The following is a 10,245-nucleotide window of genomic DNA, read 5'->3' as shown; positions in this document are numbered from 1 at the left end:
CCTTAAATGTATCTGGATACACGCCACACAAGCGTTTGAACTCTGTTGGCTTTAAAGTTTTTACTTGTTCGTAATTCATCTTTCAATCTTAACTCTTGGACTATTTTATCCTATTTTGTCTAGACTTATGCAAGAGATCTAATAAACTGGCGGCTGTCCCCCGTCAAATAAAGGTTTCGGACAAACCAAAAGGTAAATTGGTTATGGAATGTGATGAAATGTGGTCTTTTGTTTTTTCTAAGACGATAAAGGTCTATATTTGGCGGTTAATTGATAGAAATACAAGGGAAATTATTGGTTGCTATGCGCGGAGATAGGAGTCGTCAATCAGCCAAAAAACTTTGGGGCCAGTTTACCAGGCGTTTACCGACAATGTGCAGTTGCTTACACAGACTTTTGGGAGTCATATAAGACAGTAATTCCCAGTAAACGTCATCGACCAGTCGGGAAAGAAACTGGTCAAACTAATCATATTGAAAGATTAAATAATACCTTTCGACAAAGGATTTCTCGGTTGGTGAGAGAGAGTCTATCTTTCTCTAAAAAAATGGAGAATCACGTTGGGGAACTGTTTGGTATTTTATCCATGACTACAATGCACACCTGGCAAAGGATTAAGCCGCCATCACTACTACCGAATCACCACCATGCTTGTCTAGCAGTAGAATTTAGAGTATCGACAAACTTGAACTGAATGGCTGCGAACTGCACAATATTTATTGAGAGAATATTTATCGATTTTGTCTTCTCTCTTGGCATCCATCCAAAGCCTTAAAGCCTTATTACGGATGAATTGTACTGTACGAATAGCTTCATCAATGGCAGAACATTGACTTGGTTTGACGACTGCTTTCATTTCTAAGACAATCATTGTTTATCGACCTCAAACAACTTATTTTAAGTTAACCTGTAGAGCATCGGATTGTCAAGATTTTATAAACACTGAGCTTTTACATCGAAGCCCCTCGAAATGTCGTGCTTCGCTGTTTTATACTGGTCGGGGTTTCATCCCGTCGCGCTCAAGCGAGGGTCTTCACCCCGACATTCAAGATAAAGCCAGAGTCTTTCGCTCTCGTCTGGGAATAACTGCCGAGAATGCTGAGGTTTTGCGATCGCTCATCGAACAGGCTGCCCTGGAGGGGGAAGTTGTGCAACAAGCAGTCACGGAATTCGGCCAGCAGTTTAAAGTGGATTGGACGATACCAAAACGGGAAGGAACACAACTGCGAACTATCTGGGAAGTCGGCTTAATTAATCCTAACCCTCGCCTAATTTCTGCCTTTATCAAGTGAAGTAAAATGAAAGACATCAAACTCTTAGATCTGGTTGCCATCCTCAACTCCGTCCCTCGGGAGCGATTGACTTTAGTTGAGCCAGATTATGAAGCTGTCCCCAGCTTGCCAAGCGGACAGGTGGGAACGGTGGTTGAGGTATATGAAAAAGGTTCGCGCTATCAATATTTAGTGGAATTTTCTGACAGTCAGGGGCGGGAATATGCGATGGCTATTCTGCCAGGCGATGAGCTTCTGGTCTTGCATTATGAACTGGAGGCGGCGTGAATTCTGCTTAAGGGAAAATGCTATGGCTCAAGTAAAGGTTTTCTATGAACCAGAAACGGAATTAACAATTATGTTCTAGCATATATTTTTTTAGTACAGCATTAATTAAAGTCTGATATTTTTGGGAAAATTGCTGTTTATACCAAGCATTCTGTTCTCGGAGAGTGTACAATGCAACTAGGACAAATTCTCCTAAAAGTCCCAATAGGTGTCCCACCTCAATCATGACCCAAATGCGACGGCGGCTCTCTTAGGTTTGGTGGGTAAAATGTATTCTAAGATACAGTCCTGCTGGCGAGCGAGTGGAAGGAACCACAGAGACACAGAGGACACAAAGATCGATCACTACTATATAAGTTAAACTTATCACACAGAACCCAGAAGAGCCCGACGGCGAGCGCCTGTTACTCCTACTCCCTAGAGAATGGGTGGAATGCCACTAAGTTAAGGGCGATCACTCAGTCACAGTTCCCTGACAATGACCTCGAACGGAATCTGTTTTGTTCGGGGACGTGCTACTATTGAGGCAACAGTTCAGACAAGGTAGATATGGCACGACCAGGAGGAAACCCACACTTAGTACACCATCAATTCACCACCGATAGGGATGAACCGTTAATCGCCAAGTTGTCCCTGCGCGTGAGTCCCTCGATGCTAGAGCAAATCAGGTGCAGGGAGAATTGGCAGGAGTTTGTCAGGGATGCGATCTCGGAGAAACTTCAACAGTCCAATGATTAGCAATTTTTACGAAAGGATAATAAATATATGTTGGAACTAGACTTGACAATTGTTGGGGACAGAATTGATGAAGGTGGTACAAATTGCATCGAGCGTATTTTACGCGAAAGATTTAGACATATTCACATGGATTTTGGACACATACACTATTCCTTAGTCGCCGATCAACCAGCAATAACTTGTCATATTTACCTGCCTAGTGAATCCTGGCAAAATTTCTTTTCTCAATTGTGGCAGATAAGAAGCTATTTTGAAGAACTTCAGAGACAAGTTAGGCAAATTATTATCAGTCGGTCTGAACGAGATTATCCACGAACTCAACGAAATTATCCTGAACGAAATTATCCATCGTTTCAATTGCTTCACAACTATCAAGGGATATGGATTTCCTACAACATGAGGGAATATATTAGTCATTTTCTGAAAGAGGCCAATGTCCGTTCATTGGAAGATTGGTTTTTCTTCCCATTTGACACTGATGAAACAGATGGGGATTATGAACTGTGTACCCCCAGTCAGCTTCGAGAGGTTGGAAATCGAATTAATGGTTCAGTAAGACGGATGAGTGTTCCTGTTGGACTTCGTGTGCGTCTAGCACAAGGACACAGATTATCTGATTATATGTCGGCTACCTTCAATAAAACCTTGCAATCTGTTTCTTCAAATCAAGATTCAGAATCCGCTTTAACTTTAGGAGGATTGAATGTTATTCTGACAACAATTCTTCAGATGAATGATAAATTGCCTTTAGTCAATTATTACTCAGAAAAACTTACTGATACTGAGGACATAAATCTGTATAGTTTATCTGCTATGAACTTGTCATTAGTGGATGATCGAGATGAAACAGATATTGCGGTGCTAGTTTCATCAGGTCAGATAATTATAGAAGACATTAAACTAGGACATAGGATAGGAGAATAGTTTATGCCAGGATACGCTTTTCCAGTCACGATTACCTTGAAAAATCCAACTGATACTGAAAAAATAGTTAAGATACCTCGTGGTACAATAATCGAACCAGAGCCTAACCATCTTACCTATCAAAGCGCGGTCATTGCAAAAGATTATATCTTTAAACTCAATCCGAAAGAAACTCGTTCAGTCATGCTTGATGCAGAGTGCTGGAATGAACACCTTTCTCCTCCTAGCACCACACCTGGAAAACTTACTCCTTTAAAAGGTGATATCAAAAAAACTCCTCATATTTGGGAGACCAGTTCCAGTCCTCGTAAAAAGACTATTCACGCAAAACCTTCTCAAGATTCTCATATTTTTGCTGCCTTTGCTAATACAAGTCCACAACTAGCTCGTGAATTTTTAAAACAAGCAATTCAATGGGCTGAATCTGATGGAGTAGATGTTAGCGTTATCAGCAAAGACTTAAAAACTATATCCTTATCCTCTTTTTCATCTAGTATAATTCAGGATAAATTATGTAATATTGCTAAATGTCCTGAATTAACTAAGTATGTTACAGCAACTAAAGTAAGAGAATTCTTTATCAGGAAAGGGGAAGAAACGGAAGAGATACTTAGTGCTATTGAGGGATTGATTACCAATCTTTATGCTATCACTACCCATACGGTAGCCTCTGACTTATATCAACTTACTAGGGAGCTTGAAGATTTATCAAATGACAGAAACTTAGCAGTGACAGACGAGCGACGTAGAGAACTGATAACACTAATTCGCCAGAAATATACGTCAATTCTAGATGCTTTTCCCCTCTTAGATGAAATTGAATGGACAAAATGAGATTTAATTTAAGCACTTGACATAGGCTGATTTTCGAGGAGATAGTTATGCCAAATTTAACTATGCAAGAATTTTTTAATTGTTTAATCAGAAAGGATGATGGGACTGATGAATATCTGAAAAATCAGTCTGAACTCATTATTCAATTATGTGTAGATATTAAGCTTTTGACAAGCCAGAATAATCAAAATGCCTTCCGAATGGCGAACAATTTATACCTGTTTTCACAGCAGCTAAGGGATCAGTTGAACTTGTTTAATACTGCTGTTAACCAACAGGATGTTAGCTGCTATCGAGATTTACTTAGAGAGAAAGTTAATCAATTATTAAACCGTCTTAAAGACTTCGATCAACAATTTGGATGGTCTGAATTTCCTGATTGGATTAATCGGCAATCCCAAGGAAAGTATAATATTTTTATATCTATTATTTTTAGAGATTGTATGGATAACAATGAAACTCCTCTAATTGATTTTGCCATCATAACGGCGATCGCCATCGAACGCCAAGCCGTCTGCCAAGCGTTTAATATGACCGACAAAGATAGAGTTAATCGACAAACTCGGACTTACTGGCGCAAACGCTTGCCGCTTCAAGACGGGAAGTATTATGAAATTGTGGTTGCCCAATTACCTGACATGGCGGGTGTAAGTGCGGCTCTTTTGGTAAACGATACCATACAACACTGGAATCCTGATGCCATGTTATTGGTTGGGATTGCAGGAGCAGCCAGTAAGGGGCAACACTTAGGCGATCTAGTTATTGCCAGCGATGTTTATTACTACGAGAGAGGTAAGCTAACGCCTGATGGCAAGAAACCGGAGCCTTTTATGTATAAGGCTGATGCTCTGCTGTGGGGACGGGTCTCTGCCGTTGCTGACTGGACAGCCCCAATTCCTGTCGCTAGACCAGACGGCACCCAAGAACGCCCGAAAATTAGCTATGGAGTCATTGCTTCAGGGGAAAAAGTTATTGCTGATGCTGCGGTTCGGGATGACATCGCTGCTGGACAGCGCAAGATTCAAGCAGTAGAAATGGAGGGTTACGGTTTTAGCGCAGCTATTTGGCAGAGTTTTGAGCGCGTCCGACATTTGGTTATTAAAGCGATCTGCGATCTGGCTGATTCTAGTAAGAATGATGAATGGCAAGAATATGCTGCTGCCGTCGCCGCAGGTTTTACTAAGCATTTCTTGTTAGACCAGCCTCTTGAACCACGAAACCGAGAGTTAACATAAGTTAATTGGATGGGTTTTCTCTTGCCTTTTCCAACCCCGTCACCTGCCCCAACTCCCTCACCTTCTCCTGCTGCAAACTCTCCAACTCCACCAACTGCCCTCTCAACCCTTCCCCCTTCACCTGAGACTCCAGAAACTCCGCCGTCTCCCCCTCTCCCAACCGATAGCGAATCCTCAGTATTTCCTGCTGCTGATTAAAAGTGTTCAACTACTGTTTGGGAATGATTCTTCATGGCTTGGGCGGACTGAAATTTTAATTTTCTCTCTCTGTTATCATTCAAATAAAATTATGAAGCCTTCTTGCTTAAAATGATTGTCGTGGGTTAACACTTCACTGATTTTTAAGCGTTGCATAACCGTCATTGAAATACAATCTGTCAGGCTATATTCTTTGTCCGAACGGCAGCGGTATAACTCGAAGCCTTCCCGGAATGATTCTCGATTTTGCGGTATGACTTGAAGGCAGGGATTTTGCATAATATCATCGATAAATTCGACAGTACGCCGCCTCATCTTTGCCCCTTGCGCTGATTGAAAATTCAGCACCTCCACGAAAATTTCATCTGTCGTCACAAGTTCAACACTTTTGAGACTGGACGTGACTTCTCTCGCTCGTTGATGCCAATTATCTTTGGGATTAATTAAAGCAACCCAATAAAAAGTGTCGGCAAAAATTTGTTTCATTGCCTTTTCTTGGGACTCCCGTAAAGATAATGATCGTGTTCTTCTGCACCGTCAGAAGGAAGCCGCTCAAGCTCCTCTTCTGTGAAATCGCTCGTCAACTTATCGACTATCTTTAAAATTGATTCGACCGTTGTCTCTTTTTGAGAGATATCCGAAGAAATTAGATGAGTTTCTAGGGCATCTTTGAGTCGATTTAAAACCCCTTCCAGAGAACTATCTTGGTAATCAATCGTATCTAATTCAGGAAATTTGACTAAATATCCATCGGGATTTTTGGAGATGACAATACTAATTGTATTGACCATTTTAAGCCCTCCTATCTGACTCTAAATTTTCAGTCTTGTTGTTTTTTATCGATGGTAAATAAGGAATCAAACCTTTGCGGAATGCCTCTTCTTGTTCAGCTATGCCAAAGTGTTTGTAGAGTTCGCTTGTTAACTTAGTTGTTTACGGTTGGCAAACCAAACAACATATTCTCTCAAAAGAGGATTGCTTTCGATATGTTCGAGAAGTTTATTCATGGCTCAAAAAACTAAAATCTCATTATATCACACTTAATTCTCTGTTAATTTATTTCTTGGAGATGTCTATTAGCGCTCTTTCAGGACTCTGGCAAAAGTCTTACAGTCTCTAAACTCTAGCTCTCTTATGGGGTAAGCCTTCAAGCTATCGCTAACTAACAGAAACCCAAAATTTGAGTTTTTATTAGAAAAAAAGTTAGCGATCACTTGTCAACCAAGAGATTCAGAATCTGGATTCGGTCAGGGATTTCCGAAAGTTCCAGAAGAGCGTTAGGCCAAATCCGGTTTTAAAAAAACGGTTATAATCAGGGACGACTGAAGTCGTTACTACGAAACGAGAAGCTTGTAAACTAGACTTTCTAATGCGGATTCTCTCCAACTCAGCCCTCATCGCTTCCAAAGTAGCCGCTTTCACCTCAATATCTGCGTTGCCGAAGGCACTCGCTACGCGAGACCGCAATCCTATTTCTCTGCATCTCCCTACCACCAGCCGGGTTCTTCTGTTGGGTTCCAGTTTTAGGATAAACCTCGAAAATGTGATGCTCCCCCCAAATAGGCTCTCCCAGCTTTGGTGGGTAAAATGTATTCTAAGATACATTTCTCCTAGCGAGGGGGTGGAACGAACCACAAAGACACAAAGGACACAAAGATCGATCAACCCTATGTAAGTTAAACTTATCACACAGAACCTAGAAGAGCCCCAAATAGACATTTGCCTCGTTTAAGGTTAGACTGAGCTTAAGTGGAAATATTTGTCTTTGCTTATGTAAGTCGGGACTAATAAAGCCGCTGCTATCTATATTTGTATAATTTTTTTATTGCAATCTAACAGGAGTTTAACTTATGAGTCAGATAGCTATCGATAAAATTTACGAGACAGATTTCTATCAATGGACAATGAAACAAGCCCAAGCATTAAAAGAACAAAATTTACAAGAATTGGACTGGGAAAACCTGATTGAGGAAATCGAAGCTTTGGGACGTAGTGATTATCAAGCAGTGGTCTTCTTACTAACTCGAATTATGCAACACTTTCTGAAGATTGATTATGCTAATAAGCCTGAGTGTAATCGCCATTGGCAAGCCGAAATCAAAGCTTTCTCTAACACTCTTAAGCGTCGCTACAGTCCATCAATGAAGCCTAAGCTAGAAGTAGAATGGCAAGGGATCTATTCGGATGCAGTTGACCTGTATTTGATTGACTATCCCCCTTCTAACATCCCTGAAACCTGTCCTTATCATTTTAATGATTTATTTTGATGCTAGAAACTCACCTTGATTTCTTAAAACTTAGGCACTTTCCTAGGCACTTCCACAGGCTAGAAGTCTGTTCCACACAGGTTATTTTACCTCGTTCCCAAGTTCTACCTAGTAACGCCATTTTCAGGTTCTACCTGGAGAATGATATATATGAATAAGGCAGAGCCTTGCAACCAGAATACATAGGTTATATTAGAAGTCTGTTTTACCATTAAATGAGATTAGAAATTATGTTTACCACTAAACCGATGACTACTGCTACTAAGATAAAAGAGAGGATGGAATGAAAGAGTGTCATGCGTCGCATCGCAACACTTTCAATGGATACATCTGATGTTTGGTAACACATAGCGATAGTAAAAGAGTAATACATAAAATCCCAATAATCCACCAGTTCTTGATTGGGAAAGTCTAAACCTTTGCGGTAAGCGGATGAATCTTCTGCGGATAGTTCATCGTAGTAGAGTCTGGCATAATACAGAGCGAAAAAAGTATGTACCAGAGTCCAAGACAAAAAGATCGCTAATAGGGATAATCCCATGTGCAAATTCGTCAACAAGGGAGACCATTGCTTCGAGTTGTTGAGTAATAAAGAAAGAGCAATTAACCCCATACCAGAAAATAGCAGCACAGCAAATAAAGTGCTAATACCCTTGGGTTCTTGCTGTTGAGACAAGCGAAAGGTATCTTCCGCAGTCGCTTTGGACATTTGCACTGCTAAAACACTCAAATAACTTAGTATCGCTAGATCGTAAGCCAAGAGAAACCGCAATTCCTGGTAAAATTCTCCCGTGATTAAATAAACGAAAATTGCCACTGTCAGCGTGAAGAGAAACCGGTTGATGGGAGAAGTCAGCCGAAAAATCATTTTTTGCTTGGCGGTCATTTTTAAGAGCCTTGATTTTCACAGATCTAGTTTAGTTGAAACGGTATGGGTTTCTCAGGATAGCCTAGCAGTCAATTCTCCGGTGAGAGCAGACAACTGGCCCCTCTCTTCCCTTCGGGTAAAAATGCTCGATCGAATTGGCAATTTAGTCCCAGACAAAGCCTAATCAGTTGCGCTCCTCGTACCTGAAATAGAGACTGCGAGCCTGTATTTTGGAACTTTTAAAGGTATTTGCGATATTTTTTCAATCGAGCTTCTCCAATAACGGCTAGGCGCTGCACATCGGCAAGGCATTGCTCCAATTGGGCGATCGCCTGCCTTTGCCCCGCTGCCAACTCTTGCCATTGTGCCTCAGACTCTGGGGTTTTGGGGAACGCCACTGGCGCACCACTGCCGGTGCTGGCAGCGCAATCTATGGTTGCCGGACTGTGGACGTACCACCGCCTCAGCCAAGCTGAACCGATCGCTGCCACCGGCTGTAAGGCGGCGAGGCAATCTTCTAGTTTCTCGATCGATTCAGCCTGCTCTTGACACCGGCGCTGCCAAGAATTGACGGGCAAGGCTTCCAGCTGCCGATAAACTAAAGTTTGGCTCGTTATCTCGTTTAGAGGATTTTTATCATCTTTACTTTCCCCTGTCTGGGGACTGATCACTGTTTTGATCCGTCCCACCTTTGCATCGGCCAGATTTTCCCTCACCAGCAATTTCTCTTCCGGGGGACGAGGAACTTGTTTTTCCGCCTTGAATTCGGCTTTCTGGGGGACTTCTGCCCCTGGGTTCGCTGAAGCTACGGCCTTGCCGATCGCAGTTGCCAGTTCTTGCTCTAATTGTGCGGGAGACATTTTCTCTTCAGCAAAGGTGACAATGATTGAGTTAGCCAAGGGGTTGATGCGGACGCTGGTAACGCTTTCTAGAGCAGCGATCGCTCTCTGGAGAATATTTTGTCCTGTTAGGTTTTGGCGCAGGGAAGGGACGCGCAAGCGGATTCGCCCAGGAAGTGAGCTAACCACTTGATAGGAGATTGGGGGGGTAGCATTTGTGGAAAATTCAGACGTGCCACCAAATAGCATATTGACACTCCCGTCGCTAAAAGCGAAGGATTCTTGGTTCATAGAGTTTCCTTAATCTGGCAGGACGTATCCAGCATTCGCCAGAGGGAATCTCTCCCCAAGCGTATTAGTTTCGGTGTGTCCCACCGTACTTAGTCCCTTTTTGAGAATGTTGATAGCGGCGTTAATGTCTCTATCTTCTACATAACCACAATGGGGACAAGTATGGGTTCTCGTAGATAGAGATTTAGGGACTTTTTGACCACAATTAGAACAATTTTGACTCGTGTTATGGGGGGCTACTGCTACCGTAGCCTTACCATATTTAAAACCAAAATATTCTAACCATTGTCGAAAAATAGACCAAGCCACATCATTAATAGATTTAGCAAGTTTAGAGTTTTTTACCATGCTTTGAATATTTAAGTTTTCGTAGGCGATGAAATCGTTAGATTTAATGACGCGCAATGCCTCTTTTTCGACAAAGCCTTTACGTTGCCTACTTACTCTTAAATGCTTTCTAGCATATCTCTTTCTAGCTTTTTGGTAGTTGTT

Annotated in this window: 12 protein-coding genes and 3 pseudogenes; 8 read left to right on the top strand and 7 right to left on the bottom strand. The window is 41.8% G+C overall.

The window, feature by feature from the left end:
- Positions 1 to 137: 137 nt before the first annotated feature.
- Positions 138 to 618, top strand: a pseudogene (locus O9323_RS00145) (IS1 family transposase); the annotation flags it as partial.
- 30 nt (positions 619 to 648) lie between these two features.
- On the opposite strand, the pseudogene O9323_RS22470 reads toward O9323_RS00145, so the two are convergent.
- Positions 649 to 871, bottom strand: a pseudogene (locus O9323_RS22470) (RNA-guided endonuclease TnpB family protein); the annotation flags it as partial.
- A 178-nt stretch (positions 872 to 1,049) separates the two neighbouring features.
- On the opposite strand from O9323_RS22470, the pseudogene O9323_RS22465 reads away from it, so the two are divergent.
- Positions 1,050 to 1,292 (top strand): annotated as a pseudogene (locus O9323_RS22465) (DUF6883 domain-containing protein); the annotation flags it as partial.
- A gap of 6 nt (positions 1,293 to 1,298) precedes the next feature.
- Complete coding sequence (locus O9323_RS00135; protein ID WP_110545144.1) at positions 1,299 to 1,559, top strand: DUF4926 domain-containing protein; 261 nt, start codon at positions 1,299 to 1,301, stop codon at positions 1,557 to 1,559.
- Between the two features lie 61 nt (positions 1,560 to 1,620).
- Here the strand turns inward: O9323_RS00135 and O9323_RS00130 are convergent, their stop codons facing one another.
- Positions 1,621 to 1,785 carry a hypothetical protein gene (locus O9323_RS00130; protein WP_004162426.1) on the bottom strand — a complete coding sequence of 55 codons (165 nt, stop codon included), beginning with the start codon at positions 1,783 to 1,785 and terminating at the stop codon, positions 1,621 to 1,623.
- A 323-nt stretch (positions 1,786 to 2,108) separates the two neighbouring features.
- Between O9323_RS00130 and O9323_RS00125 the strand changes: the two genes are divergently transcribed.
- The 4 genes from O9323_RS00125 to O9323_RS00110 are packed head-to-tail and all read left to right on the top strand — an operon-like array spanning position 2,109 to position 5,290.
- A complete protein-coding gene (locus O9323_RS00125) occupies positions 2,109 to 2,297 on the top strand; it encodes a hypothetical protein (protein ID WP_149106817.1) in 189 nt (62 codons plus the stop codon).
- A gap of 27 nt (positions 2,298 to 2,324) precedes the next feature.
- Positions 2,325 to 3,221 carry a hypothetical protein gene (locus O9323_RS00120; protein ID WP_288124501.1) on the top strand — a complete coding sequence of 299 codons (897 nt, stop codon included), beginning with the start codon at positions 2,325 to 2,327 and terminating at the stop codon, positions 3,219 to 3,221.
- Between the two features lie 3 nt (positions 3,222 to 3,224).
- Positions 3,225 to 4,055: a hypothetical protein gene (locus tag O9323_RS00115; protein WP_130758006.1), complete on the top strand. Its 831-nt coding sequence runs from the start codon at positions 3,225 to 3,227 to the stop codon at positions 4,053 to 4,055.
- Positions 4,056 to 4,102: 47 nt separating this feature from the next.
- The gene (locus tag O9323_RS00110) at positions 4,103 to 5,290 is read left to right on the top strand and encodes a 5'-methylthioadenosine/S-adenosylhomocysteine nucleosidase family protein (RefSeq protein WP_130758007.1); all 1,188 of its coding nucleotides are present in this window, start codon (positions 4,103 to 4,105) and stop codon (positions 5,288 to 5,290) included.
- 273 nt (positions 5,291 to 5,563) lie between these two features.
- Here the strand turns inward: O9323_RS00110 and O9323_RS00105 are convergent, their stop codons facing one another.
- Together O9323_RS00105 and O9323_RS00100 are read right to left on the bottom strand one after the other, a co-directional pair.
- Entirely contained in the window at positions 5,564 to 5,974 is a 411-nt protein-coding gene (locus O9323_RS00105; RefSeq protein WP_002755206.1) for a type II toxin-antitoxin system VapC family toxin, read from the bottom strand.
- Positions 5,971 to 6,279, bottom strand: a complete 309-nt coding sequence (locus O9323_RS00100) for a hypothetical protein (RefSeq protein ID WP_002755204.1) — start codon at positions 6,277 to 6,279, stop codon at positions 5,971 to 5,973. The genes O9323_RS00105 and O9323_RS00100 overlap by 4 nt, the downstream gene beginning before the upstream one ends.
- 1,059 nt (positions 6,280 to 7,338) lie before the next feature.
- On the opposite strand from O9323_RS00100, the gene O9323_RS00095 reads away from it, so the two are divergent.
- Positions 7,339 to 7,755, top strand: coding sequence for a DUF29 domain-containing protein (locus O9323_RS00095; protein WP_002755203.1), 417 nt, complete (start codon positions 7,339 to 7,341; stop codon positions 7,753 to 7,755).
- A 211-nt stretch (positions 7,756 to 7,966) separates the two neighbouring features.
- On the opposite strand, the gene O9323_RS00090 is transcribed toward O9323_RS00095, so the two are convergent.
- From O9323_RS00090 to O9323_RS00080, 3 genes are all read right to left on the bottom strand, one after another.
- A complete protein-coding gene (locus tag O9323_RS00090; protein ID WP_002742112.1) occupies positions 7,967 to 8,641 on the bottom strand; it encodes a DUF1345 domain-containing protein in 675 nt (224 codons plus the stop codon).
- A 221-nt stretch (positions 8,642 to 8,862) separates the two neighbouring features.
- Complete coding sequence (locus tag O9323_RS00085) at positions 8,863 to 9,753, bottom strand: HMA2 domain-containing protein (RefSeq protein WP_024970062.1); 891 nt, start codon at positions 9,751 to 9,753, stop codon at positions 8,863 to 8,865.
- A 9-nt stretch (positions 9,754 to 9,762) separates the two neighbouring features.
- Positions 9,763 to 10,245: RNA-guided endonuclease InsQ/TnpB family protein (locus O9323_RS00080; protein ID WP_288124500.1), on the bottom strand; the 483-nt coding region annotated here is incomplete at its 5' end.

The sequence above is a fragment of the Microcystis sp. LE19-131.1A genome, assembly GCF_027532015.1.
In the GTDB taxonomy this organism is placed as follows: Bacteria; Cyanobacteriota; Cyanobacteriia; order Cyanobacteriales; family Microcystaceae; genus Microcystis; species Microcystis ichthyoblabe_A.
Note: the sequence above shows the minus strand (reverse complement) of the source record. Positions and strands in the feature narration are given on the sequence as shown.

Excerpts from the sequence above, each read along its gene's own strand:
- O9323_RS00135 (WP_110545144.1), top strand. The coding sequence starts at position 1,299 with ATGAAAGACATCAAACTCTTAGATCTGGTTGCCATCCTCAACTCCGTC.
- O9323_RS00130 (WP_004162426.1), bottom strand. The coding sequence starts at position 1,785 with ATGATTGAGGTGGGACACCTATTGGGACTTTTAGGAGAATTTGTCCTA.
- O9323_RS00125 (WP_149106817.1), top strand. The coding sequence starts at position 2,109 with ATGGCACGACCAGGAGGAAACCCACACTTAGTACACCATCAATTCACC.
- O9323_RS00120 (WP_288124501.1), top strand. The coding sequence starts at position 2,325 with ATGTTGGAACTAGACTTGACAATTGTTGGGGACAGAATTGATGAAGGT.
- O9323_RS00115 (WP_130758006.1), top strand. The coding sequence starts at position 3,225 with ATGCCAGGATACGCTTTTCCAGTCACGATTACCTTGAAAAATCCAACT.
- O9323_RS00110 (WP_130758007.1), top strand. The coding sequence starts at position 4,103 with ATGCCAAATTTAACTATGCAAGAATTTTTTAATTGTTTAATCAGAAAG.
- O9323_RS00105 (WP_002755206.1), bottom strand. The coding sequence starts at position 5,974 with ATGAAACAAATTTTTGCCGACACTTTTTATTGGGTTGCTTTAATTAAT.
- O9323_RS00100 (WP_002755204.1), bottom strand. The coding sequence starts at position 6,279 with ATGGTCAATACAATTAGTATTGTCATCTCCAAAAATCCCGATGGATAT.
- O9323_RS00095 (WP_002755203.1), top strand. The coding sequence starts at position 7,339 with ATGAGTCAGATAGCTATCGATAAAATTTACGAGACAGATTTCTATCAA.
- O9323_RS00090 (WP_002742112.1), bottom strand. The coding sequence starts at position 8,641 with ATGACCGCCAAGCAAAAAATGATTTTTCGGCTGACTTCTCCCATCAAC.
- O9323_RS00085 (WP_024970062.1), bottom strand. The coding sequence starts at position 9,753 with ATGAACCAAGAATCCTTCGCTTTTAGCGACGGGAGTGTCAATATGCTA.